Origin of the sequence: Streptomyces venezuelae, assembly GCF_008642275.1 — a bacterium.
GTDB lineage: Bacteria > Actinomycetota > Actinomycetes > Streptomycetales > Streptomycetaceae > Streptomyces > Streptomyces venezuelae_E.
On the sequence record NZ_CP029189.1, the window covers coordinates 2,400,083 to 2,426,233 of the forward strand.

Genomic DNA, 26,151 nt, shown 5'->3' on the forward strand with positions numbered 1-26,151 from the left:
GAAGGGACTGCCTAGCATGGCCGCCATGCCCTCTTCGCACAGCTTGTACGAGGTCTTCCTGAGCGTGGCCCGGATGGGCTCCCTCACCGCCGCCGCCCGTGCCCTGGGCTACACGCAGTCCGCCGTCTCCCGGCAGGTCCAGACCCTGGAGGACGAATGGGGCACGCCGCTCTTCGACCGCCTCCCCCGCGGGGTCCGCCTGACCGAGGCCGGGCGCCTCCTGCTCCCGCACGCCGAGGCCGTCGGCGAGCGGCTGCGCACCGCCCGCGCCGAACTCGACGCGCTGCGCACCCTCGGCGCCGGACGGCTGCGGATCGGCGCCTTCTCCACCGCCGACGCCGCCCTGCTGCCCCGTACGCTGGCCGCCTTCCGGGCCCGCCACCCCGCCGTGGCCGTCGCCCGCACCGAGGGCCCCTCCGCCAAGCACCTGGCCCTGCTCGCCGCCGGGGACCTCGACCTCGCCGTCGTCGCGGCCACCTCCGCGGAGCCGCCCCGCGGCTGCACCCCGCACCACCTGCTCGACGAGCGGATGTACGTGGCCCTGCCGGCCGGCCACCGGCTCGCCGGGCGCGCCGCCGTACGGCTGGCCGAGCTGGCCGACGAGGAGTGGATCGCGGCCGGCCCCCGGCCCGAGGAGACCCTCATGCACTCCGCGCTGGCCGGCGGCTTCCGCCCGCGCACCGGTTTCCTCGCCGCCGACTGGATCGCCAAGCAGGGCTTCGTCGCGGCCGGGCTCGGCGTCACCCTGGTCCCGGCGCTCGCCGCCTCCTCGGCACGGGCCGACCTGGCGCTCGTCCCGCTGCACCCGGACGACACCCCGCGCCGCCGGGTCTACGCCGCCACCCCGCACGGCATCGCCCCCTCCCCCGCCGCCCGGGCCTTCCTGGCCCTGCTCAAGGAGGTCGCGGCCGGGCTGGCATCCTGACCGGGTGAAGATCGCCGCAGCACAGCTGACCTGCGTCCCCGCGGATGTCCGGGCCAATGTCGCGCGGGCCGCGGACCTCGCCGCCGCCGCCCGCGAACAGGGCGCCGCGCTCGTGGTGTTCCCCGAGCTCGCGCTCACCGGCTACGAGCTCGCCCCGCTGAGCGCCGACCCGGGCCTGTGGACGGCCGCCGACGACCCCCGGCTGGATCCGCTGCGCTCCGCCGGGATCGCCACCGCGGTCAACGTCGCCCTGCCCACCGGCGGCCCGCGCCCCGCGATCGCGACGCTGGTCCACGACGCGGACGGCGCGCACGTGACGACGTACGCGAAGCAGCACCTCTACCGGCACGAGCAGGACGTCTTCGAAGGCGGCCGGGCCGACGGGCGCTTCGAACTCGGCGGGATCCGCTTCTGCCTGGGCATCTGCTTCGACAACCACTTCCCGGAACTGCCCGGCCGGGGCGCCGCCGACGGCTGCCGGGTCCACCTGGCGAGCTCCCTGTACGGGACGGGCGACGGGATCCACGAGCGCGCCACCGTGCACCCGGAGATCGCGCGGGAGCACGGCCTGTACGTGGTCCTCGCCAACCACGTCGGCCCGGCCGGCCCGTGGACCGGCTGCGGCCGGTCGGCCGTGTGGGGCCCGGACGGCTCGCTGCTGGCCGAGGCCGACGACCGTACGCCCTCGGTGGTGACGGCCTCGATCGCGGCGGCCCCGGTGTGATGAGGTGGGCGCCATGAGCGACTTCGAGACGATCACGGTTCCGGAACGCCTCCACGGATACCCGGGGGTGGCCTTCGGCGGCTACGTGGCGGGCGTACTGGCCGCCCGCGCCGCGGCGAAGGACGTACGGGTGGACTTCCGGCGGCCCGTGCCGACCGGGGCGCCGGTGCGGCTCGCCGCGACCGCCGGCGGCGGCTGCGAGCTGACGGACGGCGAGCTGCTGCTGGCCGTGGCGACCGCGGTCGAAGCCCCCGGCGCGGACGCCCCCGAAGCCCCCTCCTGGGACCGGGCCGTGGCCGCGGCCGAGGCCTTCCGGGCGGACCCGCCGGACGGTCAGGCCGACTGCTTCGGCTGCGGCCTGGACCGGACGCCCGCGACCGGGCTGCGCCTGCACTGCGGTACGGTGCCGGGCCGCGAGCTGGTCGCCGCGGCCTGGACGCCCGCGCCCGGACTCGGGGACGCGGACGGGCTGCTGCCGGCCGAGCTGGTGTGGGGCGCGCTGGACTGCCCGGGGAACGCCGCCGGGCGGCTGCTCGACGGCCGCCCCGCGGGTGCGGTCACCGCCGCGCTCGGCGCCCGGCTGCTGCGGCCGGTGCCGGTGGGCGAGGGGCTCGTCTCGTACGCCTGGATGCTGTCGTCCTCGGGCCGCAAGTACACCGTGGGCACGGCCCTGGCCACGGCCGACGGAGAACTGTGCGCCGTCGCCGAGGCGCTGTGGGTCCAGCCGCGCGCGTGAACCTCAGGCGGTGTCGGCCAGCAGGTGCTTGCCGCCCCACGCCCCGAGGGGTTCCAGGGCCGCGTTCAGGTCCTGGCCCAGCGGGGTCAGGGAGTACTCGACGCGCGGCGGGACCTCGTCGTACACCTCGCGGTGCACGAGGCCGTCGGTCTCCAGCTCGCGCAGCTGGGCGGTGAGCACCTTCTCCGAGATGCCGGGGGCGAGCCTGCGCAGTTCACCGAACCGGTGGGGTCGCTGGTCCAGCAGCCACAGGAGCGACACCTTCCACTTCCCGTCGATCACGGACATCGCCGCGGCGATCCCGCATTCGTCGGCGCCCGGCCTTCGTGTCACCGCCATCGCACACCCTCCCCACCTGCTCGCTCACCTCGGGGTAACCACCCACTCCGAAGTGCGTACTTGAGCGCTCTGCCGCCTGCGACCAGGCTAAACGTCATGACCGACACCACAGCTCACTTTTCCCTCACCCTCCTCGGCCTCGGCGACATGGGCACCGCCCTGGCCCGCACCTGGCTGGCCGCCGGGCACTCCCTCACCGTCTGGAACCGCACCCCCGCCAAGGCCGAGGCGCTGGCCGCCGAAGGGGCCCTTGTCGCGGCGACCGCCACCTCGGCGGTCGCCGCGAACACGCTGGTCGTGGTCTGTCTGCTGGACGACGAGAGCGTCGGGTCCGCCCTGGACGGCATCGACCTGACCGGCAAGGACCTCGTCAACCTCACCACCGGCACCCCGGGCGAGGCACGCGCCCGCGCCGCCTGGGCCGAGGAGCGCGGCGCCCGGTACCTGGACGGCGGGATCATGGCCACGCCGACGATGATCGGCGTCCCCGAAGCGGGCGGGTACGTCTTCTACAGCGGCTCGCACGCCCTCTTCGAGACCCACCGGACGGTCCTGGAGGTCCCGTCCGGCTCCCGCTTCGTCGGCGAGGACCCCGGGCACGCGGCCCTCCACGACGTGGCACTGCTGAGCGCGATGTGGGGGATGTTCGCCGGCATCTCGCACGCCTACGCGCTGATCGAGGGCGAGGACATCGCCCCGAAGGACCTGGCTCCGCTGCTGTCCGAGTGGCTCGGCGCGATGGGCTTCTTCGTCGGGAACGCCGCCGAGCGGCTGACCTCCCACGACTTCACCTCGGGGGTGGTCTCCAACCTGGCCATGCAGGTCACGGGCACCGACACGATGCTGCGCACCGCCGCGGAACAGGGGGTCAGCGCCGAGCTGGTCCTCCCGTACGTGGACCTGCTGCGCCGCCGGCTGGCGGCGGACCCGGCCGCGCACGGCGGGGAGGACACGACGGGGGCCATCCTGCTGCTGAAGCGGTAGCCCGCCGGGCGGTCAGGAGTACGCGGGCGGCGGCGGTCCGAAACCCGCGGGAGCCGATTCGGCCTCCGGGGCCTCGTCGGTCTTCATGAGGTCGCGGGCCATCAGCGTGGCCCCGGCCACCGCGCCCGGCATCAGGAACACCGCGACCAGCGGCACCAGGAACGCCAGCACCAGCGGCACCCCGAAGCCGAGCACCAGCAGGCGCCGCGAGCGCATCAGCTCCAGCCGGTCGGGCAGCTCCACCTTGCGCCGCTGCAGGGCCACGGCGGTGAGCTCCTGGGTCAGGAAGTACCCGGAGACGCAGAAGCCGAGCACCGGGATCACCGTCTGGCCGATCAGCGGGATGAAACCGAGGGCGAAGAGCAGGATCCCGTACAGCAGCACCCGCACGAGCACCTTCACGCTGTCCCGGGCCGAGACCCACAGCTCCGTCCAGAGCGGGAGCCCCGACTGCGGCACCTCGCCGCCCTCGCTGCGGTCGACCTGCTCCGAGAGGGACTCGTAGAAGGGCTGGCCGATCAGCAGGGTCACGGCGGTGAAGGTGATCACGGCGAGGAAGAGGCCGAGGCCGAAGAGCAGGGCGGTCAGGAAGCCGCGGAAGAGGGAGAGCCAGGGCGAGGACCAGTCGTCCGCGAAGGGGGTGGCCCAGGCGGTGAGGTCGTCGGCCCCGTATCCGAGCCCGATCAGGGCGCCGACGTAGAGGACGAGCGCCACGAGCCCGGGCAGCAGCCCGAAGCCCAGCCACCTGCCGTGCCGGAACACCCATCGCTGTCCGGCCAGCAGATACCGGAAGCCCCCCGCAAGATCACGCATGGGGCCAGTTTACGGCGCAGGCCGCACCCCGGTCGGGGGTGCGGCCTGCGCGCTGCGAGCGCCGGATCAGACGGCGAGCTCGACGGTGATGTTGCCGCGGGTGGCCTTGGAGTACGGGCAGACCTGGTGGGCCTTCTCGATGAGGTCCTTGGCGGTGGCGGCGTCCACGTTCGGGATCACGGCGGAGATCTTGACGATCAGGCCGAAGCCCTCGTCGTTCTTGCCGATGCCGACCTCGGCGGTGACCGTGGAGCCGGAGATGTCGGCGTTCACGTTCTTGGCGACGACGCCCAGGGCGCCCTGGAAGCAGGCGCTGTAGCCGGCGGCGAACAGCTGCTCCGGGTTGGTGCCGGCGCCGCTGCCACCGAGCTCCTTCGGCGGGTTCACGACGACGTCGAGCTGGCCGTCGTTGGTGGCGACGCGGCCGTCACGGCCGTTCTCGGCGGTGGCGACAGCGGTGTAGGCGACGTCGGACTGCTGGATGGACATAAAGGAAAATCCTCCTGGTAATCGCCGTGAGTCGCGCCCACGATCACGACGGTGTGCAGTGAGCCTAACCGGTGAAGGAAACGATCATCTTTCCGGTGTTCTCGCCGCGCAGCATGCCGAGGAAGGCGGAGGTGGCGTTCTCGACGCCCTCGACGACCGTCTCGTCGTACCGCAGCTCACCGGAACGCAGCCATCCGGCGACGTCCTGGACGAACTGCTGCTGGAGGTGGTTGTGGTCGTTGACGAGGATGCCCTGCAGGCGCAGGCGCTTGCCGATGACCTGCATCAGGTTGCGCGGGCCGGGTGCGGCCTCGGTGTCGTTGTAGCCGGCGATCGCGCCGCACAGGGTGGCCCGGCCGTGCACCTTCATCGAGGAGATGGCGGCCTCCAGGTGGTCGCCGCCGACGTTGTCGAAGTAGACGTCGATGCCCTCGGGGGCGGCGACCGGGAGCTGCTCGGCGACGGGGCCGTTCTTGTAGTTGAAGGCGGCGTCGAAGCCGTACTTCTCCGTGAGCAGCGTCACCTTCTCGTCCGAGCCGGCGGAGCCGATCACCCGGGACGCGCCCTTGATCTTGGCGAACTGGCCGACGAGGCTGCCGACCGCACCGGCGGCGCCGGAGACGAACACGGAGTCGCCCTCCTTGAAGGAGGCGACCTCGAAGAGACCGGCGTAGGCGGTCAGACCCGGCATGCCGAGGACGCCGAGGTAGGCGGAGAGCGGGGCGAGCGAGGCGTCCACCTTGACGACGTGCGCGGCGTCGAGGTCCGCGTACTCACGCCAGCCCAGCATGTGCAGGACGTGGTCACCCACGGCGAAGCCCTCGGCGGCGGAGGCGACGATCTCGCCGACCGCGCCGCCCTGCATCGGCTCGTCCAGCTGGAAGGGCGGGACGTAGGACTTCACGTCGTTCATCCGGCCGCGCATGTAGGGGTCAACGGACATGTGGAGGTTGCGCACGAGGATCCGGCCGGCCGCGGGCTCGGCGGACACGGGCACCTCGCGCAGGGCGAAGTCCTCGGCGACGGGCCAGCCCTGCGGGCGACGGACGAGGTGCCACTCGCGGCTGACGGCGGGGATCTGAGACATGCGGCGCTCCTGGTCAGAACGAAATTGCTTCACTAGGTGAAACAACCATGCGCCTAGATATTTCATGTTGTCAAGTAAATGGGTACGCTGGTTCCATGCCCAGTCGTCGCGTAGACCCAGTGACCATCGAAGTCGTCGAGCTCATCGGCGACGTCGTGGCCCGGTACCACATGGAGTACGAGCACGCGGCCGCCAGCCACCAGCTCACCGGCGCCCAGGCCAAGGTGCTGAACATGCTCTCCCTGGAGCCCATGCCGATGCGGCGCATCGCGCTGAAGCTGCGGTGCGAGCCCTCGAACGTGACCGGCATCGTCGACCGCCTGGAGACCCGTGGCCTGGTCGAACGCCGCCCGGACCCGGCGGACCGCCGGGTGAAGCTGGCCGCCCCCACCGAGGAGGGCACGCTGACCGCGGAGCGGCTGCGCGAGTCGCTCGACTTCGCCCGCGAACCGCTGGCGGGGCTTTCCGCGGAGGAGCGGACGGTCCTGCGGGACCTCCTCAGGCGCATGCTGGCCTGACGGGGGTGGCCCGGCCCGCCAAGGCCGGAAAGTTCCTGTTCACGGGCGCGTACGTGTCCGTGGGCCTGCCCGTGGGCGCGCACCCGGCAGAGATCCGGGAGGGGCGGCCTAGAACCAGCAGCTGAAGTCGAAGAGGCCGCAGGGCTTCTTCGTCGGCGAGGGACTCGGGGACGGGGACATCGGCGGCGACGGCGCCTGCGTGCCGGCGGTGGCGCTCTGCGACGGCCTTCCCGAAGCACTTGTCTGTACGGTCGGCCCCGGGCCGGGAGTGCGCGAGGCCGGGCCCGATGGCGCGGGGGCGGACGCGGCCGGACCCGGCTGCGTGACGTTCCCGGAAGGCGCCGGGGCCCCGGCGCTCTTCGTCCCCGCGGCGGTGGCCTTCGCCGTGACCTTCCCCGGCCCCGTCGGCGCACCGGCCGTCGGAGCCTCGGGCAGCGGGGCGGGCTGCTGCGGGCCGTCGTCGGTCAGCACCACGGTCGCGGCCCGGTCGGTGCGCTCCCCGTCGGTGGCCATACGGGCCACCGTCATCAAGCCGCCGACCGCGAGCAGCAGGCCGAGCGAGAGCGACAGCACGGTCCGGCGGCGGCGCCGGTGCGTGACCCGGCGGCGGGCACCGGCGCGCCGCTCGTTCGGCGAGGACAGCACCACGAGCGAGTCGGCGAAGACCTCGGCCAGTGCGGGCGGCGGCCCGGAGTACGGCGCCTCGGCAGCGGGCACGACGGCCGGCGGGCCGGCGGCCGTGGCGGGTATCAGGTACTCGGCGGGGGTTCCGCATCCGGCGCACGCCAGTGCGCCGTTGAGGTGCCTCCGGCATGCGTGGCAGTAGTTCATGGCGCCCGCAGGCTACGTGGTCTGCGGCAACATCCGGATCCCGAGAACGTAAGGATCCTGTGTGGAATCGTTTCCGCCATGACATCTTTCGGGCCGACCGGATTCCAGTTGGTGCTCTTGCGGCGGATGGCCGACTTCCAGCCGGACCTCGCCGACGAGGCCCGCCGCAGGCTGGGCGCCTCGCTCGCCGACCAGCGGGAGGCGAACAAGCACTGGCAGGCGATGGTCCGCTCACGACGCTCCCGCGGGGCCCTGGCCCGGTACCGCTCGGTGCTCGGCCCGCCGGAGTCCGCCGAGCACCGCACGATCGGCGATCTGGAGTGCGAGGCCCTGCTGTGGCCGCTGCCGCTCTGGCCGGATCTGCGCTTCGAGGTGCTGGCCGCGCCGGACGGGGCGGTGTGGAACGAGTGGCTGGTGCGGGCCCCGGGCGCGCGGGGGCCCGTACTCCGCTCGCCGGAGGATCTGCTGCCCTGGTCGGCGACGGTGGACGAGGTGGCGCGGGCCTTCGCACCGGTCCGGCCGATGGAAGGCACCGCCCCGACCCGCTGGCGCCTGGCCTTCGCCGCGCGGGGACGGACCTGCGTGGCGGAGTTCACCTACGGCCTGCTGCAGCGGTTCTCCCAGGACGACGCAGACACCCCCTAGGAGGAGAGGAAGGCGCGGACTCCGGCCGAGGTGCCGTCGTCGCCGAGCAGGTCGTTGTGCTTCAGGCAGCCGACCGGCGTGTTGGCGGCGCCGGTCAGCGGGACGCTGTCGTCCGGGTTGACGATCTCGTCGCAGGCGGACCAGAAGGTCGCGTACTTCACCGCGCCCGGGGTCTCGTCCCCGCCGTTCAGGTTCCTCACCACGTACGAGCCGGGGGTCATGTCCCGGCAGGCCTGGTCCCACAGCGCGCAGGCCCAGGCGGTGGAGGTACCGCGGTTGGGCCCGGCCAGCGAGACCCAGTGGTCCACGGCGGCCGTACCGCCGCCGAACTTCACGTACCAGCGGCTGACCAGCGAGCCGAAGGAATGCGCGACGACGTCGACCTTGGCGGCGCCGGTCTCCCGGCGGACCTGGTCGACGTAGGCGCCGAGCCGCCCGGCGAGGACCTCGTTGACGGACTGGTGGGTGTCGTAGCCGAAGGAGAAGAACTGCGCGTCGGTGTAACCGGCGGCGCGCAGGTCCGCGCGCAGGGCTCCCCAGACGCCCGGATCGGCGTTGTAGCCGTGCACGAAGACCACCGGACCGCGGGGAGCGGCCTGGGCCCGGCCGGCGGCGTGGGCCGGGCCGGGCCCGGACAGTGCCAGGCAGAGCGTCAGGAGCGCCAGGAGCGCCCGGAGCGAACGGAGGGAACGGAACGCCGTGCCTGCCCGGGGTACCGGGGGTGCCGGGGGTGCCGGAAGGGGCAGCGCTCTCTGTCGGGCCGTCAGCATCGGGTCCCCTTTACCTTGTTACGCGTGAGTAGCGCGTGCGGTGCGGGCATGGTGCTGCCTGTCGGTACAGAAATCCACCCCCATGCAGCTGCGACGCACCCCCCGGCCGGAGCATCTCAACGGGCCATGAGACCGAATTGCCCGCGATGATATGAAAAGTGACCGACATTTCCGTCGGTCCTCTTGCGTCAGCGCTCTCGGGAGGATCTGCCGTGACCGTCAGTCTTGAGCAGTTGCGCCGCTGCCACGTCGCCGTCGACCTGGGGGCGGCAAGAACCCGCGTGTACGTCAAGGGCGCCGGCCTCGTGGTCGACGAACCCAGCGTCGCCGCGGTCAACACGCGCACCGGCGCACTCATCGCCGTCGGCTCCTTCGCCGAACGGATGACCGGCCGCACGCCCGACTACATCCGGGTCGTGCGCCCCGTCTCCGGCGGCACCGTCGTCGACATCGAGATGGCCCAGCGGATGCTGCGTCACCTCCTCGGCGAGAAGCTGCGGCGCGCCCTGCGCCGCAAGCCGCGGCTGCGGGCCGCCGCCTGCACCCCGCACGACGCGGACCCGCTCGCCCAGCGGGCCACCGTGGAGACCCTCGTCGGGCTCGGCGCACGGCGCGTCGAACTGGTCGACACCCTGATCGCGGCGGCCGTCGGCTGCGGACTCCCCGTGGAGCAGCCGACCGCGACGATGATCATGGTGTGCGGGGCCGCGGCCACCCAGGTGGCCGTCCTCTCCCTCGGATCCATCGTCACCGCCCAGCGGATCCCGGTCGGCGGCGAGGCCATCGACCACGCGGTGGTCCAGCACCTGCGCCACGCGCACGAGCTGATGCTGCCCAGCCAGGCGGTCCGGCCCCTGCAGCTGGCCCTCCACGGCAACGGCCTCACCGCCGAGGGGCCGGCCTCCACCCTGATCCACGGCCGCGACGTGGCCACCGGACTGGCCCGCTCCGTCCACGTGGACACCGCGGCCGTACGGGACGCCATCCACACGCCGCTGACCGCCGTCCTCGACGGCATCGGCAAGGTGCTGCGGGACTGCCCGCCGGACCTGGTCGCCGATCTGACGGACCGGGGGATCATGATGGTGGGCGGCAGCGCCCTGCTGCCGGGCCTGGACCAGATGCTGCGGGACGCCACCGGGATGCCCGTAGCCATCGCGGAACGGCCGGACGTGTGCGCCGTGGTCGGTCTCGGCGCGATGCTCGAAGGGAAGATCGCCCCCATGGTCCTCAACCCGCTGGCCGAATGAGGCCCCAGGAGCCGAAGGAACCCACGGAGTCCGAGAGGTCGGACGAGTCCACGGAGTCCCGCGAACCCGGGCAGACCGGAAAGCCCGGGGAGACCGGAAGGTCCGGGGAGACCGGAAAGCCCGGGGAGACCGGAAGGTCCGGGAACCCCGGTGAGGAGACGGCGAGCCTTCCCACGCTGCTGCAAGCCGTCCTCGACGTCGGGTCCGAGTTGGAACTGCACACCACCCTCCAGCACATCGTGGACTCCGCGACCGAGCTGTGCGCGGCCCGGTACGGAGCGCTCGGGGTCGTCGACCCCGAGCGCGTCCTGCTGACCCAGCTGTTCACGGCAGGGCTCACCGAGGAGGAGCGGGCCGCCATCCCGCACCTGCCGGACGCGCGTTCCGGGGTGCTCGGAGCCCTCGTCAGCGACCCGCGCCCGCTGGTCCTGGACGACGTCACCCAGGACCCGCGGGCCGCCGGCTTCCCGCCGGGCCACCCGCCCATGCACAGCCTCCTGGGTGTCCCGATCCGGGTGCACACGCAGGTCTTCGGCAACCTCTACCTCACCGAGAAGCGGGGCGGCGGCCCCTTCACGGACGAGGACCTCGCCCTGCTGCGCGTCCTGGCCTCGCAGGCGGGCATAGCGATCGGCAACGCCCGGCTCTACGAGACCGCGCGCCGCCGGGAGCGCTGGATCGACGGCGCCGCCGCCGTGACCACGACCCTGCTCGCCGGACGGCCCGCGGCGGACGCCCTGAAGTGCGTGGCCGAACGGGCCCGGCTGCTGGCCGACGCCGCGGCCGGCGTGGTGCTCCAGCCGACCCCCGAGGGCGGCATGGAGATCGTGGCCGCCTCCACGCAGGGGGACCCCGGGGACCTGGTGGGGACGGCGATCGCCCCCGGTTCGCCGGTACTGGTACAGCTCCTCGGCGGCGAACCCGTCTTCATCGACGACTCGGCCACCGACCCCCGGATGACCACCCACGTGCGGGAGCGGTTCGGGCCCAGCATGATGCTTCCGTTGCAGAGCGGCGGCCAGCTGATCGGCACCCTGGCCCTGCCGCGCGCCCGGGGCGGCCCCGCGTACGACGCCGTGGACCGGCTGCTCGCCTCGCAGTTCGCCTCCCAGGCCGCACTGGCCCTCGTACTGGCGGACGCCCAGCACGACCGGGAGCAGCTGGCGGTGTACGAGGACCGCGACCGGATCGCGCGCGACCTGCACGATCTGGTGGTCCAGCGGCTGTTCGCCACCGAGATGATGCTGGAGAGCACCCGGCGGCGGGCCGCGAACGCCCCGTCGGGGGACACCGTGGGCGACGAGCTCAGCAGGGCCGTGGACGAACTCGACTCCACCATCCAGGAGGTCCGGACGGCCATCTTTGCCCTCCAGCAGCCGCCGACCGATGCCCCGACGACCTTCCGGGGACGGGTGCTGCGCGAGACGGGCGGGGCGGCGGCGGTGCTCGGCTTCCAGCCGTCGGTGCACTTCACGGGCGCGGTGGACGCCCTGCTGCCGGAGCCCGTGGCGGCCGGTCTGCTCGGGGCCCTGCGCGGCGCCCTGGCCGCGGCGCACCGGCGCGGCGAGATCACCTTCATCGACGTACAGGTGGACGCGAGCCCGTCGCGGGTACGCCTGACGGTGGCGGACGACGGCCGTGCGGAGTCGGGCGCGCGGGGCACGACGGTGACGTGGGAGTCGGCGCTGTGACCGCCGTGGGCGTGCGCCGGGAACGGACGGTGACGGACCTCTGCTCCGCGGCCGTGCTTCCATGATCCGATGACCGACGAGAGTGCTCCCGCAACCGGCGAACCCGTGGCCGGGCACGACCGGCACGTCCGGCTCGACCGGCTCGACCGGCACGACCGGCACGACCGGCACGACCGGCACGACCGGCACGACCGGCACGTCCGGCTCCGTACGGACGACGATCTCGGAGCGTGCGTCCGGGTGCTCGCCGAGGTCCACGAGCAGGACGGATACCCGGTGAACTGGCCGGACGACCCCGGCGGCTGGCTGTCCGGGCCGACGCTGCTCGCGGCCTGGGTGGCGGAGCTCGACGGGCGGATCGTCGGTCACGTGGGCCTGTCCCGCAGTGCGGCGGACGATGCGGCGCCCGCGCTGTGGAGCGGCCGCGAGGGCGTGGGGGCCGCGGCGGCCGCGGTGGTCGGCCGCCTGTTCGTCGCTCCGGCGGCCCGGGGTCACGGGATCGGTGCGCTCCTGATGGCCCGGGCGACGCAGGAGGCGCGGGGGCGCGCTCTGCACCCCGTGCTGGACGTCGTGGCCTCCGACACCTCGGCGGTGGCCCTGTACGAGCGTCTGGGCTGGGAGTTGCTGGCCACGGTCGAGCAACGGTGGAGTCCGGAGCTGACGGTGACCGTGCGCTGCTACGCGGCGGCCGGGTGACCGGAGCCCCGTACCGGGTGCGGTCGGCTGCACCGGCGACGTGGCGCGGTGCCGTGGTCTTCAGGTCTTCAGGTCTTCAGGTCGTCCGGCATTCCGGGCTCCGGGAACAGCCCTCAGTACTGCCCCGGCCGGGTGGCTGCGCGCAGCGCGATGCGGGTGTTGGACTGGGCCACCCCCGCCTCGCGTTTCATCCGGCGGAGCAGCCCGTCGAGGGCGGCGGGGTCGGCGGCCCGGGCGCGTACGAGGTAGTCGTGCTCGCCCGTCACGTGCACGACCTCGGTGATCCCGGAGAGCTTGGCGACCTGGCGCTCGAACTCCTCGTTGGTCGTGTCCTGGCGCAGGGTGACGTCGATGAAGACGACCAGCCCGCCGGCGGTGTCGGCCGCCGGGTCCACGATCGTGGTGAACCCGCGGATCACCCCCTCGCGGCGCATCCGCCGGACCCGGTCGGCGGTGGCGTTGGCGCTGAGGCCGACGCGGACTCCCAGGTCCCGGTACGAGATCCGCGCATCCTGCTGCAGGATGCCGAGGATTTCCCTGTCGAGGCGGTCCATACCGCGATTCTCGCAGCCGGGCCCGATATGCGCGCCCGTCCCCCGCGGGCCGGGCCCGACGCTCGCCCCATGAGCGAACTGATGACACCGGCGCTGGCCGGCGCGGCCGCGGGCCTGGGCGTGGCGATGCCCATGGGGGCGATGAGCGTGCTGCTGCTCCAGGAGGCGATGCGCGACCGCCGCACGGCCGTGGCCGCGGCTGCGGGAATCGCGGCGGTCGACCTCGGCTACGCGGCCCTCGCCACTGCCGTGGGGCCCTGGGTGGCCTCCCACATCTCCCCGGTCGAGGCCTGGGTCCGGCTGGCCTCGGCGGTGATCCTGCTGGTCATCGCGGCGCACGGCCTCTCCGGCGCCTCCCCCGCCTCTGGGGCCTCCGCCGCCTCTGGGGCCTCCGTGGCCTCCGCCGCTTCCGGGGCTTCCGCCGCCTCAGGGGCCTCCCCCGGCTCGGTGTCGGCGCCGGTGTCCCCACCTGCGCCCGCCCCGACGCCGAAGCAGGCTCCGGCACCCCCGGCCCGGCCAGCCAGGGCCTTCGCCCGGTACGTCGGCCTCACCGCCCTCAACCCCACCACCGCCCTCTACTTCGCCGCCCTCACCACCGCCCAGGGCGCCGCCCTGGGCACCGGACCGGCCGGCGCCGCCTTCCTCCTCGGGGTCGGGGCCGCCTCCCTCCTCTGGCAGCAGGCGCTCGTGGCACTCGGCTCCCTCGTCGGCACGCGCGTCCCGGACCGCGCCCGCGTCTGGACCTTCCGCCTCGGCTACGGCCTGGTCGCCGCCTACGCCCTCAAGATCGCCTTCCCCCTGCCGGCCCTCGGGTTCAGCCCCTAGGGTGACCCCGTGACGACCCGTCTCTCGGCCCGCGCGGCCATCGCCTCCGTGACCGACCCCGGCAGCTTCGCCGAACTCCCCGCGCCCCGGCGGGATTCCCCCGCCGACGGCCCCCTGGGATGGACCGGCTACGACGACTCCCGCGCCCGCGCCGCCGGGCGCACCGGCGAGCAGGAGTCCGTGGTCACCGGCACCGCCCGGGTCGGCGGCCACGCGGCCACCGTCATCTCCTTCGAGTTCGGCTTCCTCGGCGGCTCGCTCGGGCAGCGCACCGGCGACCGGCTCGAAGCCGCGTACGCCCACGCCCGCGAGCACCGGCTCCCCCTCGTCTCGCTCATCGCCACCGGTGGCTCCCGGATGCAGGAGGGCATGCTCGCCCTCACCCAGCTCCAGCGCGTGGCCCGCCAGTGCGTCCTGACGCGCGCCGCGGGCCTGCCCCAGCTCGCCGTCCTGCGCGATCCGACCACGGGCGGCGGCTGGGCCACCCTGGGCGCCGGCGCCGATGTGGTCCTCGCCCTTCCCGGGGCCCAGGTCGGCTTCGCCGGTTCCCGGGTGCGTCCGGCGGACGCGGATCCGGCGGCCTACTGCGCCGAGGGCCAGTACGCCGCCGGGCACGTGGACGCCGTCGTGCCCGCCGCCGAGCTGGCGGGCACCCTCGCCGACTGGCTCCGTGTGCTGGCCGCGCCCCGACCCGGCGGGCCGGCCGAGCCTCCGGGCGCGCTGGCCGACGTGGCACCGCCGCGGACCGGGTGGGACGCCGTCCTGCAGGCCCGGCACCCCGACCGGCCGCACGCCACCGCGTACCTGGACGCGTACTTCGACCTCCGGCTGCCCCTCTCCGGGGACCGGGCGGGCGGCACCGACCCCGGCATGCTGTGCGGGTTCGGGCTGCGCGAGGGCCGCGCCGTCGCCTACGCCGCCCAGTGCGGCACCGCCACCCGCCCGGCGGGCTACCGTACGGCGGCCCGCGTCATCCGCCTCGCGGACCGGCTCGGCATCCCCGTGCTCACCCTGGTGGACACCCCGGGCGCGGCCAACGACGCCGCCGCCGAACACGCGGGCGCGGGCGCGGCCATCGCCGACACCTTCGCGGCGGTGGCCGCGGCCACCGTCCCCGTCACCACCCTGCTGATCGGCGAGGGCGGTTCGGGCGGCGCCCTCGCGCTGGCCGCGCCCGGGAACACCTGGGTCACCCCGGACAGCTACTTCTCGGTGATCGCCCCGGAACTGGCGGCGGCCATCCTCAAGCGCCCCGCGGAAGCCGCCCCGGCCACGGCGGAGCAACTCCGCGTCCGCCCCCAGGACCTGGTCGCCCTGGGGGTCGCCCGCGGCATCGTCGGCCCCGACGCGTCGGCGAAGGCCCGGGCACGGGGATGACGGAGTCCAGGCCCTCCGGGCCCGCGCCGGGCAGCGGCCCGGCGCGCCGGAGCGGCCCGTCCAGCTCGCGCGGCCCAGGTCGCGAAGGGTGACTCACACCGCCGGCAGGAAGGCCTCCTGGGACTGCGGATCCCAGATGACCAGGCGGAATTCCCCGGCGAGCTCCTCGATCGCCCTGAGCGCCGCGTCGCTCCGCGACGAGAAGCTCAGATTCATGATCACGTGGTCGATGCCGACCGCCAACGGCGTGGACATCCACGGCAAATCCACGGCATGGGGCGGGCGGTCCGGGAACCGCGAGCGCAGCCGCTCGTAGAACCCGGCCACCCGCTCGTCCAGTTCGCCCTCGTCGTGACGGCCGAAGGCGCACCGCTCGAACATCGCGCGCGCCGTCGCGGGGTCGGCCGACTCCTCCATCGCGAGAACCGCCAGATCGAAGCTCACGGGATCATTCTCCATCCGGCCGTACGGGAACGACGTGCGGGGCGAACGCCGCCGATCCGGGCACGGGACGCGTCGCCCGGCCCGGCCGACCAGATCCCGAAAGAGCCGGCCTAGCGCTGCCGGTCCCGGCGCTGTGGCAGCCGTACGTCCATCCGGTACGGCCGTGTCACCTGTTGGGCGAGCTCGTCGTCGTCGCTGGCCGGCAGCAGCCGCAGGCGCCCGGTCCCTCACGACCGGCCGGACCGGGCGAACCTCGCCGGGCTGATCCCGACATGCCGCCCGAAGTGCCGGGTCAGGTGCGCCTGGTCGTAGAACCCGGCCGCCACCGCCACCTCGGCAGGCCGCATCCCCGCCAGCAGCAGCCGCCGCGCCAGCGCCACCCGCCGCGCCGTCAGGTACGCGTGCGGTGGCAGCCCGTACGCCGCCTTGAAGCTCCGGATCAGGTGCGTGGGGTGCGGGTTCCCGAGCTCGGCCGACGCCTCCTCCAGGGTGATCCCCCCGGTCACCCGCGCGTCGAGCAGCTCGCGCAGCCGTACCGCAACCAGCCCGCCCGGCCCACGCCGTGGCCCTGGCCCCGGCCCCGGCCCCGGCTCCGGAGCTTCGGCCGCGCGCCCCGCCAGCCTGCGGTGCAGCCGCTCCCGTACGAACGCCAGCCGCGACGCGGCTTCGAAGGGGTCCCGCTCCGTGAGCGCCAGGTGCAGCCCGTGCACGCGCTCGCGGAGCGCGGGGTCGGCCAGCAGCGGGGTGTCGACGGCGGCCCCGGTCAGCCGCTCGGGGAGCACCGAGGTGTCCAGGTACAGCACGCGCTTGCGGAACCCCGCCTCGGTCACGGTCCGTCCGTCGTGGCTCACCCCGGGCGGCAGCAGGACCACCGCGTCCGACACACCGAGGCCGTGCCGTTCACCGTCGAGCGCGAAATCCACCCGCCCGCCGTCGAGGACCATCAGCGCCCAGGTGTCGTGCACGTGGGCCGGGTAGGCGTGTTCCGTGAAGCGGGCGTGGAAGACCTCGGTGATGCCGGGTACCTGCGGCTGCCAGGCGGACACGGTGCTGCGCGGACGTATCGCGGCCATGTCAGGAACGTACAAGACCGCCCGCCGGGGGTGCCGACAGGCTGCCCCCATGACGACACACAAGGTCAACATCGCCGAAAAACTGGCCGGTTTCACCGAGCAGTGGGCTCCTCGGCGCATCGCCCGCGTCAACGACTACGAGGTCAAGGCCGCCCGGCTCCAGGGGGAGTTCGTCTGGCACGCCCACGAGGACACCGACGAGCTCTTCCTGGTGGTCGCCGGCACCCTGACGATCCGCCTGCGCGACGGGGACGTGGTCCTCGGCCCCGGCGAGATGTACGTGGTCCCGCGCGGGGTCGAGCACTGCCCGGCGGCGGAGGAGGAGGCGCAGATCCTGCTCTTCGAGCCGGCCGGCACCGTCAACACCGGCTCCGAGGGCGGCGACCGCACCCGGGAACCGGTGGACGCCTAGCCGGCCCGCGTCAGGCCTGCGGGGAGCGGGCGTCGTAGCGGGCGAAGTTCCGCCAGCGCAGCGCGAGCAGACCCAGCACCAGGACGCAGGCCAGCCCGCCGCCCGTGACGGCCACGGTCGGGGAGACCAGGTCGGCGGTGGTCCCGGCGAGGAAGTCACCGAGCCGGGGCCCGCCCGCGACGACGATGATGAAGACGCCCTGCAGGCGGCCGCGCATGTCGTCGGGGGTGGCGGCCTGGAGCATGGTCGTGCGGAACACCATCGACGCGGTGTCCGCGTACCCCGCGAGGGCCAGGAAGAGCATGCCGAGCCACAGGTTCCGGGTGATCCCGAACACCGCGACGGCCAGCCCCCAGCCGGCGACGGCGAGCAGGATCGCCAGCCCGTGCCGTTGGATGCGGCCCTGCCAGCCGGAGAACAGCCCGCCGAGCAGCGCCCCGGCGGCCATCGCGGCGACCAGCAGGCCGACCGTACCGGGGCCGCCGCCGTACCAGAGCCCGGCGATGGCCGGGAACAGCGCCCGGGGCTGGGCGAGCACCATGGCGGCCATGTCGGAGAAGAAGGTCATCCGGATGTTCGGCCGGGTGCCGAGGAAGCGCAGGCCGTCGAGGACGGAGGCCCGGCCCCGCGCGCCCTCGGCCCGGTCGGGCTTCATCGACGGCAGCTTCCACATCGCGTAGAGCGCGGCGGAGAAGGTGACGGCGTCGATCAGGTACGCGGCCTCGTAGCCCGCGACGGTCACGATGAACCCGCCCAGGGCCGGGCCGACCATCGACCCGAGGGTCACGGTCACCGAGTTCAGGGCGTTGGCGGCGGGCAGCTGCTCGACCGGGAGCAGCCTGGGGATCATGGCGGACCGTGCCGGTCCGGTGAGCGCCCCGCAGACCGCCTGGAGCGCCACGACGGCGTACAGGAACCAGACGCGGTGGTAGCCGAGCAGCGCGGCGGCGGCGAGCGCGAGCGACAGGGCGGCGGCGCCCGTCGAGCTGTAGAGGCCGAGCTTGCGCCGGTCCACGGTGTCGGCGATCGCGCCGCCGTAGAGGCCGAAGACGACGAGCGGGACGAGCGAGAAGAGACCGACGAGCCCGACGGAGAAGCTGGACCCGGTGATGTCGTAGACCTGGAGGGATATCGCGAGGGTGGTCATGGCCTGACCGACCCACGAGATGGTTCCGCCGAACCAGAGCCGCCGGTAGTCCGCGGATGCGCTCAGCGGGGTGAGGTCGGCGAATATGCGCTGCCAGAGCTGGGGTGGGGCGGTCGTCGGGGGCACAGCGGATGATAACCACCGGCCGTCCTTGCGCCTCCTCGATTATCGGCCGCTTCACACACCGGCAACAGTCGCCCCATCCGGCTCCGGGCTCCCGGTCCGGGCGGCGCATTGCCGGTAACTCGCCACTATCACCGGACATTTGACTGAATCGACGTACGCTCCTCACCTCGTGTTCAGCTCATGATGAAAAGACTCGTATGTCCAGGGAGGCGTAGTGATCGAACCTGGCAACAGCACCACGAGCACCGGCACGACGCAGAACACGGTGCGTCCCACCGTCCCCCTCACCGTCGGCGTCGAGGAGGAGTTCCTGCTCGTCGACGCCCGCAGCTTCCGGGTGGTCCCCGCCGCCCCGCTGGTCCTGGCGACGGCCGGCGGGCTGCCCGGCGAGCTCCACCCCGAGGGCACCCGCTACCAGGTGGAGATATCCACCCCGATAGCCCACTCGGCGGCCTCGCTGCGCACCGAGCTCGCCGCCCTGCGGCGCACCCTCGGCCGGGCCGCCCGCGCCCACGGCTGCCGGCTGCTGGCCGCCCCCTCGCCGGTCGTCGCCGTGGAGGGGCCGCTGCACCTGACCGACGACGAGCCGCGCCAGCGTGAGCAGCACCGCCGCTTCGGCGCGCTCACCGACACACTGGTCAGCTGCGGCCGTCACATCCACATCGGCACGCTCGACGTGGACACGGCGGTGGCCGTGTCCAACCGGATCAGACCCTGGCTGCCCACGCTGATCGCGCTGGCCGCCAACTCGCCGTTCTGGGGTGGCCGTGACACCGGCCATGCCAGCTGGCGGGCGATGGCCTGGTCCGGCTGGCCCTCGGCGGGCCTGCCCCCGCACTTCACGTCCACGGGACACTTCAGGCGCTCGGTGCAGACCCTGCTCGGCTCCGGGGCGGCCCTGGACACCAAGATGGTCTACTGGGACCTCCGCCCCTCCGGACACTGGCCGACGCTCGAAATCCGGGCGCCCGACATGTCCCCGGACATCGACTCGGCCGTCCTGCAGGCCGAGCTGGCCCGCGCGCTGGTCTCCACGGCGCTGCGCGAGATCGCGGAGCGCCACCCCGAACCGGCCGTACGGGACGACGTACTGCGCCTCGCGCGCTGGCGGGCGGCCCACGACGGCCTGGAGGGCTTCGGCCTCGACCCGTACACGGGGACGGAACTCCCCGCGGCGGATCTCGCGGAGGCCCTGCTGGACCTGGTGGCCCCGGAACTGGCCGCCGCCGGCGACCTCGACCACGCCGCCAAGACCCTGGCGGGTCTCCTGCGCGACGGCTCGGGCGCCCACCGCCAGCGGGTGGCCTACGCCCGCCGCCAGGACCTCACCGACGTCCTGCGCCACCTGACGGACCAGACGGAGGACTTCTAGCCGGACAGAGCACCGGGATACACCGAAGCCGCAGGTGCGATCGTTTCTGCACCTGCGGCTTGTGGTGGGGCGGGTGGGACTCGAACCCACGGCCGACGGATTATGAGTCCGCTGCTCTAACCGGCTGAGCTACCGCCCCTTCACGGCGTGGCGCGTACACGTGTGCGCGCCGTCTGCCGCAGCATAGCCGCTCATACGATCTCCTGCCTCGGATGCCTCGCATGATCGGCTTCCCCTGCCCAGTGAGACCGCGCCGAGGGCTGTCCGGTTCCCGGACAGGGCGACAAAGAAAAGAAGAGGACCCCTCGGGGCCCTCTTCCTCTTCCTTGCTCCCCCGGCTGGACTCGAACCAGCAACCCTCCGGTTAACAGCCGAATGCTCTGCCAATTGAGCTACAGGGGACTGCGCTCCCCCGACTGGACTCGAACCAGTAACCTGCCGGTTAACAGCCGGCTGCTCTGCCAATTGAGCTACAGGGGATTGCTGCGGTGCATCGAACAGCCCACCTCCGGCGTTGCCGGGGGGCGGGTGCCCGCTGCGAGTCATAGATTAGCGCAAGCAGGGGGGTGCTCCGCCAATCGGTATCGACAGCGGGCCGGGCACCACACGACGAAGGGTGACAGGCATGCGGTACAAGGTCACGTTCGTGGTCGGACTGGCCCTCGGGTACGTGCTCGGAACCCGGGCCGGACGCGAGCGCTACGAGCAGCTGCGGAAGTCCGCACGCCAGCTCGCGCAGAACCCCGCGGTCCGCAACGCCGCCGAGACCGCGGGCCAGACCGGGCGCGAGTACGCCGGGAAGGCCTTCACCGCGGTGAGCCACAAGGTCGGCGACGCCGTTCCCGACTCGCTCGCCGGGCGGGTACGGGGGCTGCGCGGCCGGGCCGGCGGCGGCGCCGGCGAGGACGACTGGGGCACCAGCAACACCTGAGCGGTACGGTCCGCGCCGGGGCCCGCGGGATCCATGAGGTTCCGGGGGCTCCGGACCGGTCGCGTCCGGCCCCGCGTGCGGCAGAATTCACCGCATGGGGATAGTCGCCGGGCTGGACAGCTCTTCCGCGTTCACACGCATCGTCGTCTGTGACACCGAGACCGGCGCCGTGCTGCGCCAGGGGTACGCACCCCATCCGCAGCCCGCGGGCGAACCGGACGGCGCCAACCCCCACGAGACGGACCCGCAGGCCTGGCTGCTCTCGCTCGGCGAGGCCGCCGGCGGCGGCCTCCTCGAAGGCGTCCAGGCCATAGGGGTCTCCGCGCAGCAGCACGGCCTGCTCCCGCTGGACCCGCAGGGCGCCCTGGTGCGTCCTGCTCTCGTCGGCAACGACAAGCGCGGCCAGGTCGCCGCCGCCGACATCATCGACGCCTTCGGCGGCCGGCACCGCTGGGTCGAGGCGGTGGGCTCGGTCCCGCACTCCGCGCAGCCGGTCGCCAAGCTGGCCTGGCTGGCCCGCACCGAGCCCGAGGCCGCCCGCCGGGTCGCCGTCCTGATGTCCCCGCACGACTGGCTCGTCTGGCAGCTGCTGGGCCGCCCGGCCCGCCGGACCACCGACCGTGGCGGCGCCTCCGGTACCGGGTACTGGTCGGCGGCCACCGGGACCTGGCGCCCCGACCTGGTCGAGCTGGCGCTCGGGCACCGGGCGCTGCTGCCCGAGGTGCTCGGCCCGGCCGATGCCGCCGGGACCACGCCCGAGGGGCTGCTGATCTCCTCCGGCACCGGCGAGACGATGGCCGCCGCGCTCGGGCTGGGGCTCGGCCCGGGCGACGCGGTGGTCTCGCTCGGCGCCTCCGGTTCGGTGATGGCGGTGCACCACGAGGCCGTGTCGGAGCCGGGCGGACTGGTCACCTCGCTGGCCGACGCGAGCGGCATGCACCTGCCCGTGGTGAACACCTCCAACGCCGTACGGGCCCTGCGCGGCACCGCCGAGCTGCTCGGCACCGATCTGGAGGGGCTGTCCGCGCTCGCGCTGAAGTCGACCCCGGGCGCGCACGGCCTCGTACTCCTGCCGTACCTGGAGGGTGAGCGGACGCCGAACCTGCCGCACGCCGCCGGCACCCTGACCGGGCTGCGCCGGGACTCGATGAAGCCGGAGCACCTGGCCCGGGCCGCCTTCGAGGGCATGCTGTGCGGGCTGGTGGACGCGCTGGACGTGCTGCGCTCGCGCGGCGTCGAGATCCGCCGCGTGTTCCTGCTGGGCGCGGCGGCCGAGCTGCCCGCCGTACAGGCCGCGGCCCCCGGGCTGTTCGGTACGCAGGTCGTCGTACCGGCGCCGGCCGACTACGCGGCGCTGGGCGCGGCGCGCCAGGCGGCCTGGGCGCTCGGTGTGGCGCAGGGCACACTGGCCCCGCACACCCCGCCGGTCTGGCCGGCCCCCGCGGCCCAGGTCTTCGAACCGGGCGAGGAGTTCCCGGCGTGGCAGGCGGTGCGCCAGCAGTACATCGCCACGCGGGAGCAGATCCACCCCGGGGCGTTCTAGGACGGGCCCGGGTACCGCCTACGTCGCGAGTCGGGGCGGGCTGGTCCTTTTGACCGGCCTTTGCGAAATCCGGTGGGGATCACAGGGCCGGTTGGCCCAAGATGGGTTGAACCCCTCGATCGTGCCGACCGGAGCCTGCGCGTGCTCATACGACTTCTGCGGACCCATCTGGGTGCGTACCGGAAACCCATCGCGGTGCTGGTCCTGCTGCAACTGCTGCAGACCAGCGCCAGCCTCTACCTGCCCACACTCAATGCGGACATCATCGACAACGGTGTCGTCAACGGAGACACCGGCTACATCCTGCGCTTCGGCGCGCTGATGCTCGGCGTGTCCCTCGTCCAGCTCGTCTGCAACGTCGGAGCCGTCTACTACGGCGCCCGTACGGCCGCGGCCTTCGGCCGGGACCTCCGCGCCGCGGTCTTCGACCGCGTGCAGTCCTTCTCGGCGCGGGAGCTGGGCCAGTTCGGCGCCCCGTCGCTGATCACCCGTACGACGAACGACGTCCAGCAGGTCCAGATGCTGGTGCTGATGACCTTCACCCTGATGGTCTCGGCCCCGATCATGTGCGTCGGCGGCATCGCCATGGCGCTCTCGCTCGACGTGAAGCTGTCCGGCGTGCTGCTCGCCGTCGTCCCGGTGCTCGGGATCTCGGTCGGCGCGATCGTCTTCAGGACCCGGCCGCTGTTCCGCCGGATGCAGACGCGCCTGGACACCGTGAACCGGGTCCTGCGCGAGCAGATCACCGGCAACCGGGTGATCCGCGCCTTCGTCCGCGACGACTACGAGAAGGACCGCTTCCGCGAGGCCAACGCCGACCTGACCGGTGTCTCGCTGGCCGCCGGCAAGCTCCTGGCGTACATGTTCCCCACGGTGATCGTGGTCGTGAACATCTCCAGCGTCGCCGTCATCTGGTTCGGCGCGATGCGCGTCGACAGCGGCGGCATGGAGATCGGCCAGCTGACGGCGTTCCTCGCCTACCTCATGCAGATCGTCATGGCCGTGATGATGGCCACCTTCATGTTCATGATGGTGCCGCGCGCCGAGGTCTGCGGGGAGCGCATCCAGGAGGTCCTGGACACCGACTCCAGCGTGGTCCCGCCCGAGGACCCGGTGCGCGAACTCGCCCGCCGCGGCCGACTGGAGCTGCGCGGGGCCGACTTCCGCTACCCGGGCGCCGAGGCACCGGTCCTGCGCGGGGTGGACCTGGTGGCCCGCCCCGGTGAGACCACGGCGGTCATCGGTTCCACCGGAAGCGGCAAGTCCACACTGCTGGGCCTGGTCCCGCGCCTGTTCGACGCGACCGGCGGCGAGGTCCTCGTCGACGGGGAGGACGTCCGCGCGCTCGACCCGGACCTGCTGGCCAGAACGGTCGGCATGGTGCCGCAGAAGCCGTACCTGTTCTCCGGGACCATCGCCTCCAACCTGCGCTACGGGCGCCCGGACGCCAGCGACGAGGAGCTGTGGCGGGCGCTGGAGGTGGCCCAGGCCAAGGAGTTCGTCTCCGCGCTGGAGGGTGGCCTGGACGCCCCCGTCAGCCAGGGCGGAACCAATGTCTCCGGCGGCCAGCGCCAGCGTCTGGCCATCGCCCGCGCGCTCGTGCAGCGCCCGGAGATCTACCTCTTCGACGACTCCTTCTCGGCCCTGGACTACGCGACGGACGCGGCGCTGCGCGCGGCCCTGTCCCGTGAGACCGAGGACGCGACCGTGGTCATCGTCGCCCAGCGGGTCTCCACGATCCGCGACGCCGACCGGATCATCGTCCTGGACGAGGGGCAGGTCGTGGGCGAGGGACGCCACCACGAGCTGATGGCCGGCAACGAGACCTACCGGGAGATCGTGCTCTCCCAGCTGACGGAGGCGGAGGCCGCATGAGCGGGCCCGGAGGACGGATGATGATGGGGCCGGCCCAGCGGTCCATGGACTTCAAGGGCTCGGGCAGGCGGCTGCTGCGTCAGCTGGCGTACGACCGGGCCAAGATCTGGGGCATGGTCGCGGCCGTGGTCGGCAGTGTCGGCTGCGCGGTGGTCGGCCCGAAGATCCTCGGTGAGGCCACCGACCTGGTCTTCGCGGGGATCGTCGGCCGCGAGATGCCGGCCGGTACCACCAAGGAGCAGGCGCTGGACGGCCTGCGGGCCCGGGGCCAGGACGGTATGGCGGACATGCTCGCCGGCACCGACTTCACCCCGGGGCAGGGCATCGACTTCGGTGCCGTCGGGGTCGTCGCGATCTGGGCGCTGGTGGTCTTCACCCTGGCCGGCCTGCTGATGCTGGTCGCCACGAGGCTGTCGAACCACGTCATGAACGGCACCGTCTACCGGATGCGCGAGGAGCTGCAGGCGAAGCTGTCGCGGCTGCCGCTGTCGTACTTCGACCAGCAGAAGCGCGGCGAGGTGCTGAGCCGGGCCACGAACGACATCGACAACATCGGCCAGACGCTGCAGCAGACGATGGGTCAGCTGCTGAACTCGCTGCTGACCATCGTCGGCGTGCTCGTGATGATGTTCTGGATCTCGCCGCTGCTGGCGCTGGTCGCGCTGGTGACCGTACCGCTGTCGGTCTTCGTCGCCGCGAAGATCGGCAAGAAGTCGCAGCCGCAGTTCGTGGCGCAGTGGAAGGCGACCGGCGCGCTCAACGCCCACATCGAGGAGATGTACTCGGGCCACAGCCTGGTCAAGGTCTTCGGCCGGCAGCGGGAGTCCGCCGCCGTCTTCGCCGAGCAGAACGAGGCCCTGTACCGGGCCTCCTTCAAGGCGCAGCTGGTCAGCGGCATCATGCAGCCGGTGATGTTCTTCATCTCGAACATCAACTACGTGCTGATAGCCGTCGTCGGTGGCCTGCGGGTCGCCTCCGGCACCCTGTCGATCGGTGACGTGCAGGCCTTCATCCAGTACTCCCGGCAGTTCTCGATGCCGCTGACGCAGGTCGCCTCGATGGCGAACCTCGTGCAGTCCGGTGTCGCCTCGGCGGAGCGGGTGTACGAGCTGCTGGACGCGGCGGAGCAGGAGCCCGACGCCGTGGTTCCGGAGCGTCCTCAGGAGCTGCGCGGCCAGGTGACCTTCGACAAGGTGGCGTTCCGCTACGAGCCGGACCGGCCGCTGATCGAGAACCTCTCGCTCACGGTCGAGCCGGGCCAGACGGTGGCGATCGTCGGCCCGACCGGCGCCGGCAAGACCACGCTGGTCAATCTGCTGATGCGGTTCTACGAGGTCACGGGCGGGGAGATCGCCCTGGACGGGGTGGACATCGCGAAGATGACCCGCGAGGAACTGCGCAACGGCATCGGCATGGTGCTGCAGGACACCTGGCTCTTCGGCGGCACCATCGCGGAGAACATCGCCTACGGTGCTTCGCGCGCGGTCACCCGTGCCGAGATCGAGGAGGCGGCGCGGGCCGCCCACGCGGACCGGTTCATCCGCACCCTGCCGGACGGCTACGACACCGTGCTGGACGACGAGGGCGCGGGGGTCAGCGCGGGCGAGAAGCAGCTGATCACCATCGCCCGGGCGTTCCTGTCGGAGCCGGTGATCCTGGTGCTCGACGAGGCGACGAGCTCGGTGGACACCCGTACCGAGGTGCTGATCCAGAAGGCGATGGCGCGCCTCGCGCGCGGCCGTACGTCCTTCGTGATCGCGCACCGGCTGTCCACGATCCGCGACGCGGACGTGATCCTGGTGATGGAGAGCGGGTCGATCGTGGAGCAGGGCACGCACGAGGAGCTGCTGGCCTCGGGCGGCGCGTACGCGCGGCTGTACGCGGCACAGTTCGCGCAGGCGGTGGCCGAGGTCGACTAGGTCGTCCCTTGCGTGAGCGTGAGGTCGCACGGCGGAGGGGCACTCGGGTACGGGA

The 26,151-nt window shown here is 73.1% G+C and carries 27 protein-coding genes and 3 tRNA genes; 17 read left to right on the top strand and 13 right to left on the bottom strand.

Annotated elements, in window-relative coordinates; all coding sequences use genetic code 11:
• Nucleotides 1-25: 25 nt before the first annotated feature.
• Genes DEJ51_RS10245 through DEJ51_RS10255 form a run of 3 tightly spaced genes read left to right on the top strand, consistent with a single transcriptional unit; the run spans nt 26 to nt 2,385 of the window.
• Nucleotides 26-925 carry a LysR family transcriptional regulator gene (locus tag DEJ51_RS10245; protein WP_317852390.1) on the top strand — a complete coding sequence of 300 codons (900 nt, stop codon included), beginning with the start codon at nt 26-28 and terminating at the stop codon, nt 923-925.
• A gap of 4 nt (nt 926-929) precedes the next feature.
• On the top strand, nt 930-1,649 hold the full coding sequence (locus DEJ51_RS10250; protein WP_150257319.1) for a carbon-nitrogen hydrolase family protein: 720 nt from the start codon (nt 930-932) through the stop codon (nt 1,647-1,649).
• A gap of 13 nt (nt 1,650-1,662) precedes the next feature.
• Nucleotides 1,663-2,385 (top strand): hotdog fold domain-containing protein, encoded by a 723-nt coding sequence (locus tag DEJ51_RS10255; protein ID WP_150257320.1) that lies wholly within the window; start codon nt 1,663-1,665, stop codon nt 2,383-2,385.
• Nucleotides 2,386-2,388: 3 nt separating this feature from the next.
• On the opposite strand, the gene DEJ51_RS10260 is transcribed toward DEJ51_RS10255, so the two are convergent.
• On the bottom strand, nt 2,389-2,724 hold the full coding sequence (locus tag DEJ51_RS10260; protein ID WP_150257321.1) for a winged helix-turn-helix transcriptional regulator: 336 nt from the start codon (nt 2,722-2,724) through the stop codon (nt 2,389-2,391).
• Nucleotides 2,725-2,820: 96 nt separating this feature from the next.
• On the opposite strand from DEJ51_RS10260, the gene DEJ51_RS10265 reads away from it, so the two are divergent.
• Nucleotides 2,821-3,708, top strand: coding sequence for an NAD(P)-dependent oxidoreductase (locus DEJ51_RS10265; protein ID WP_150257322.1), 888 nt, complete (start codon nt 2,821-2,823; stop codon nt 3,706-3,708).
• A gap of 12 nt (nt 3,709-3,720) precedes the next feature.
• On the opposite strand, the gene DEJ51_RS10270 is transcribed toward DEJ51_RS10265, so the two are convergent.
• From DEJ51_RS10270 to DEJ51_RS10280, 3 genes are all read right to left on the bottom strand, one after another.
• Nucleotides 3,721-4,521, bottom strand: coding sequence for an EI24 domain-containing protein (locus DEJ51_RS10270; protein WP_150257323.1), 801 nt, complete (start codon nt 4,519-4,521; stop codon nt 3,721-3,723).
• Nucleotides 4,522-4,587: 66 nt separating this feature from the next.
• On the bottom strand, nt 4,588-5,010 hold the full coding sequence (locus DEJ51_RS10275) for an organic hydroperoxide resistance protein (protein WP_030757623.1): 423 nt from the start codon (nt 5,008-5,010) through the stop codon (nt 4,588-4,590).
• A 64-nt stretch (nt 5,011-5,074) separates the two neighbouring features.
• The gene (locus DEJ51_RS10280; protein WP_150257324.1) at nt 5,075-6,097 is read right to left on the bottom strand and encodes an NADP-dependent oxidoreductase; all 1,023 of its coding nucleotides are present in this window, start codon (nt 6,095-6,097) and stop codon (nt 5,075-5,077) included.
• 95 nt (nt 6,098-6,192) lie between these two features.
• Here DEJ51_RS10280 and DEJ51_RS10285 point away from each other — a divergent pair, with 95 nt between their 5' ends.
• The gene (locus tag DEJ51_RS10285; RefSeq protein ID WP_150257325.1) at nt 6,193-6,615 is read left to right on the top strand and encodes a MarR family winged helix-turn-helix transcriptional regulator; all 423 of its coding nucleotides are present in this window, start codon (nt 6,193-6,195) and stop codon (nt 6,613-6,615) included.
• Nucleotides 6,616-6,723: 108 nt separating this feature from the next.
• Here the strand turns inward: DEJ51_RS10285 and DEJ51_RS10290 are convergent, their stop codons facing one another.
• Entirely contained in the window at nt 6,724-7,446 is a 723-nt protein-coding gene (locus DEJ51_RS10290) for a hypothetical protein (RefSeq protein WP_150257326.1), read from the bottom strand.
• Between the two features lie 78 nt (nt 7,447-7,524).
• Here DEJ51_RS10290 and DEJ51_RS10295 point away from each other — a divergent pair, with 78 nt between their 5' ends.
• Entirely contained in the window at nt 7,525-8,091 is a 567-nt protein-coding gene (locus DEJ51_RS10295; RefSeq protein ID WP_150257327.1) for a hypothetical protein, read from the top strand.
• Here DEJ51_RS10295 and DEJ51_RS10300 read toward each other — a convergent pair.
• Nucleotides 8,088-8,861: an esterase/lipase family protein gene (locus tag DEJ51_RS10300; protein ID WP_150257328.1), complete on the bottom strand. Its 774-nt coding sequence runs from the start codon at nt 8,859-8,861 to the stop codon at nt 8,088-8,090. The two genes, DEJ51_RS10295 and DEJ51_RS10300, sit on opposite strands and share 4 nt — an antisense overlap.
• A gap of 212 nt (nt 8,862-9,073) precedes the next feature.
• Between DEJ51_RS10300 and DEJ51_RS10305 the strand changes: the two genes are divergently transcribed.
• The 3 genes from DEJ51_RS10305 (at nt 9,074) to DEJ51_RS10315 (ending at nt 12,498) form a co-directional block, all read left to right on the top strand.
• A complete protein-coding gene (locus DEJ51_RS10305) occupies nt 9,074-10,111 on the top strand; it encodes a rod shape-determining protein (protein ID WP_150257329.1) in 1,038 nt (345 codons plus the stop codon).
• Complete coding sequence (locus DEJ51_RS10310; RefSeq protein ID WP_223835746.1) at nt 10,108-11,802, top strand: GAF domain-containing protein; 1,695 nt, start codon at nt 10,108-10,110, stop codon at nt 11,800-11,802. Before DEJ51_RS10305 ends, DEJ51_RS10310 begins: the two co-directional genes overlap by 4 nt.
• A 240-nt stretch (nt 11,803-12,042) precedes the next feature.
• Nucleotides 12,043-12,498: a GNAT family N-acetyltransferase gene (locus DEJ51_RS10315; RefSeq protein WP_223836155.1), complete on the top strand. Its 456-nt coding sequence runs from the start codon at nt 12,043-12,045 to the stop codon at nt 12,496-12,498.
• A 113-nt stretch (nt 12,499-12,611) separates the two neighbouring features.
• Here the strand turns inward: DEJ51_RS10315 and DEJ51_RS10320 are convergent, their stop codons facing one another.
• Nucleotides 12,612-13,052 (bottom strand): Lrp/AsnC family transcriptional regulator, encoded by a 441-nt coding sequence (locus DEJ51_RS10320; RefSeq protein ID WP_030012642.1) that lies wholly within the window; start codon nt 13,050-13,052, stop codon nt 12,612-12,614.
• A gap of 69 nt (nt 13,053-13,121) precedes the next feature.
• Here DEJ51_RS10320 and DEJ51_RS10325 point away from each other — a divergent pair, with 69 nt between their 5' ends.
• Both DEJ51_RS10325 and DEJ51_RS10330 read left to right on the top strand, forming a co-directional pair.
• Nucleotides 13,122-13,877 carry a LysE family transporter gene (locus tag DEJ51_RS10325; RefSeq protein ID WP_190620294.1) on the top strand — a complete coding sequence of 252 codons (756 nt, stop codon included), beginning with the start codon at nt 13,122-13,124 and terminating at the stop codon, nt 13,875-13,877.
• Between the two features lie 9 nt (nt 13,878-13,886).
• Nucleotides 13,887-15,254, top strand: coding sequence for a carboxyl transferase domain-containing protein (locus tag DEJ51_RS10330; protein WP_190620296.1), 1,368 nt, complete (start codon nt 13,887-13,889; stop codon nt 15,252-15,254).
• A 93-nt stretch (nt 15,255-15,347) separates the two neighbouring features.
• Here DEJ51_RS10330 and DEJ51_RS10335 read toward each other — a convergent pair whose 3' ends face one another.
• Together DEJ51_RS10335 and DEJ51_RS10340 are read right to left on the bottom strand one after the other, a co-directional pair.
• Nucleotides 15,348-15,698, bottom strand: a complete 351-nt coding sequence (locus tag DEJ51_RS10335; RefSeq protein ID WP_223835747.1) for a hypothetical protein — start codon at nt 15,696-15,698, stop codon at nt 15,348-15,350.
• Between the two features lie 227 nt (nt 15,699-15,925).
• Nucleotides 15,926-16,771, bottom strand: coding sequence for a helix-turn-helix domain-containing protein (locus tag DEJ51_RS10340; RefSeq protein WP_150257333.1), 846 nt, complete (start codon nt 16,769-16,771; stop codon nt 15,926-15,928).
• 49 nt (nt 16,772-16,820) lie between these two features.
• On the opposite strand from DEJ51_RS10340, the gene DEJ51_RS10345 reads away from it, so the two are divergent.
• Nucleotides 16,821-17,183, top strand: coding sequence for a cupin domain-containing protein (locus tag DEJ51_RS10345; RefSeq protein WP_150257334.1), 363 nt, complete (start codon nt 16,821-16,823; stop codon nt 17,181-17,183).
• A 10-nt stretch (nt 17,184-17,193) separates the two neighbouring features.
• Here the strand turns inward: DEJ51_RS10345 and DEJ51_RS10350 are convergent, their stop codons facing one another.
• Nucleotides 17,194-18,456 carry an MFS transporter gene (locus DEJ51_RS10350; RefSeq protein ID WP_150257335.1) on the bottom strand — a complete coding sequence of 421 codons (1,263 nt, stop codon included), beginning with the start codon at nt 18,454-18,456 and terminating at the stop codon, nt 17,194-17,196.
• A 214-nt stretch (nt 18,457-18,670) separates the two neighbouring features.
• On the opposite strand from DEJ51_RS10350, the gene DEJ51_RS10355 reads away from it, so the two are divergent.
• Nucleotides 18,671-19,828, top strand: a complete 1,158-nt coding sequence (locus DEJ51_RS10355; protein WP_150257336.1) for a glutamate--cysteine ligase — start codon at nt 18,671-18,673, stop codon at nt 19,826-19,828.
• Nucleotides 19,829-19,890: 62 nt separating this feature from the next.
• On the opposite strand, the gene DEJ51_RS10360 is transcribed toward DEJ51_RS10355, so the two are convergent.
• From DEJ51_RS10360 to DEJ51_RS10370, 3 genes are all read right to left on the bottom strand, one after another.
• A tRNA-Ile gene (locus DEJ51_RS10360) sits at nt 19,891-19,967 on the bottom strand.
• Nucleotides 19,968-20,157: 190 nt separating this feature from the next.
• Nucleotides 20,158-20,230: transfer RNA gene (locus tag DEJ51_RS10365), tRNA-Asn, on the bottom strand.
• A 5-nt stretch (nt 20,231-20,235) separates the two neighbouring features.
• A tRNA-Asn gene (locus DEJ51_RS10370) sits at nt 20,236-20,308 on the bottom strand.
• Between the two features lie 145 nt (nt 20,309-20,453).
• On the opposite strand from DEJ51_RS10370, the gene DEJ51_RS10375 reads away from it, so the two are divergent.
• The 4 genes from DEJ51_RS10375 (at nt 20,454) to DEJ51_RS10390 (ending at nt 26,096) form a co-directional block, all read left to right on the top strand.
• A complete protein-coding gene (locus DEJ51_RS10375) occupies nt 20,454-20,759 on the top strand; it encodes a YtxH domain-containing protein (RefSeq protein WP_150257337.1) in 306 nt (101 codons plus the stop codon).
• Nucleotides 20,760-20,853: 94 nt separating this feature from the next.
• Nucleotides 20,854-22,302, top strand: a complete 1,449-nt coding sequence (locus DEJ51_RS10380; RefSeq protein WP_150257338.1) for an FGGY family carbohydrate kinase — start codon at nt 20,854-20,856, stop codon at nt 22,300-22,302.
• Between the two features lie 141 nt (nt 22,303-22,443).
• Nucleotides 22,444-24,177, top strand: a complete 1,734-nt coding sequence (locus DEJ51_RS10385; protein WP_150257339.1) for an ABC transporter ATP-binding protein — start codon at nt 22,444-22,446, stop codon at nt 24,175-24,177.
• On the top strand, nt 24,174-26,096 hold the full coding sequence (locus tag DEJ51_RS10390; RefSeq protein WP_150257340.1) for an ABC transporter ATP-binding protein: 1,923 nt from the start codon (nt 24,174-24,176) through the stop codon (nt 26,094-26,096). Before DEJ51_RS10385 ends, DEJ51_RS10390 begins: the two co-directional genes overlap by 4 nt.
• Nucleotides 26,097-26,151: the final 55 nt, after the last annotated feature.

What these genes read in the sequence shown, in the direction of transcription:
- DEJ51_RS10295 (WP_150257327.1), top strand. Translation starts at nt 7,525, where the DNA reads ATGACATCTTTCGGGCCGACCGGATTCCAGTTGGTGCTCTTGCGGCGG.
- DEJ51_RS10310 (WP_223835746.1), top strand. Translation starts at nt 10,108, where the DNA reads ATGAGGCCCCAGGAGCCGAAGGAACCCACGGAGTCCGAGAGGTCGGAC.
- DEJ51_RS10375 (WP_150257337.1), top strand. Translation starts at nt 20,454, where the DNA reads ATGCGGTACAAGGTCACGTTCGTGGTCGGACTGGCCCTCGGGTACGTG.
- DEJ51_RS10300 (WP_150257328.1), bottom strand. Translation starts at nt 8,861, where the DNA reads ATGCTGACGGCCCGACAGAGAGCGCTGCCCCTTCCGGCACCCCCGGCA.
- DEJ51_RS10380 (WP_150257338.1), top strand. Translation starts at nt 20,854, where the DNA reads ATGGGGATAGTCGCCGGGCTGGACAGCTCTTCCGCGTTCACACGCATC.
- DEJ51_RS10280 (WP_150257324.1), bottom strand. Translation starts at nt 6,097, where the DNA reads ATGTCTCAGATCCCCGCCGTCAGCCGCGAGTGGCACCTCGTCCGTCGC.
- DEJ51_RS10390 (WP_150257340.1), top strand. Translation starts at nt 24,174, where the DNA reads ATGAGCGGGCCCGGAGGACGGATGATGATGGGGCCGGCCCAGCGGTCC.
- DEJ51_RS10270 (WP_150257323.1), bottom strand. Translation starts at nt 4,521, where the DNA reads ATGCGTGATCTTGCGGGGGGCTTCCGGTATCTGCTGGCCGGACAGCGA.
- DEJ51_RS10325 (WP_190620294.1), top strand. Translation starts at nt 13,122, where the DNA reads ATGAGCGAACTGATGACACCGGCGCTGGCCGGCGCGGCCGCGGGCCTG.
- DEJ51_RS10245 (WP_317852390.1), top strand. Translation starts at nt 26, where the DNA reads ATGCCCTCTTCGCACAGCTTGTACGAGGTCTTCCTGAGCGTGGCCCGG.
- DEJ51_RS10265 (WP_150257322.1), top strand. Translation starts at nt 2,821, where the DNA reads ATGACCGACACCACAGCTCACTTTTCCCTCACCCTCCTCGGCCTCGGC.
- DEJ51_RS10275 (WP_030757623.1), bottom strand. Translation starts at nt 5,010, where the DNA reads ATGTCCATCCAGCAGTCCGACGTCGCCTACACCGCTGTCGCCACCGCC.
- DEJ51_RS10345 (WP_150257334.1), top strand. Translation starts at nt 16,821, where the DNA reads ATGACGACACACAAGGTCAACATCGCCGAAAAACTGGCCGGTTTCACC.
- DEJ51_RS10340 (WP_150257333.1), bottom strand. Translation starts at nt 16,771, where the DNA reads ATGGCCGCGATACGTCCGCGCAGCACCGTGTCCGCCTGGCAGCCGCAG.
- DEJ51_RS10285 (WP_150257325.1), top strand. Translation starts at nt 6,193, where the DNA reads ATGCCCAGTCGTCGCGTAGACCCAGTGACCATCGAAGTCGTCGAGCTC.
- DEJ51_RS10290 (WP_150257326.1), bottom strand. Translation starts at nt 7,446, where the DNA reads ATGAACTACTGCCACGCATGCCGGAGGCACCTCAACGGCGCACTGGCG.
- DEJ51_RS10260 (WP_150257321.1), bottom strand. Translation starts at nt 2,724, where the DNA reads ATGGCGGTGACACGAAGGCCGGGCGCCGACGAATGCGGGATCGCCGCG.
- DEJ51_RS10320 (WP_030012642.1), bottom strand. Translation starts at nt 13,052, where the DNA reads ATGGACCGCCTCGACAGGGAAATCCTCGGCATCCTGCAGCAGGATGCG.
- DEJ51_RS10255 (WP_150257320.1), top strand. Translation starts at nt 1,663, where the DNA reads ATGAGCGACTTCGAGACGATCACGGTTCCGGAACGCCTCCACGGATAC.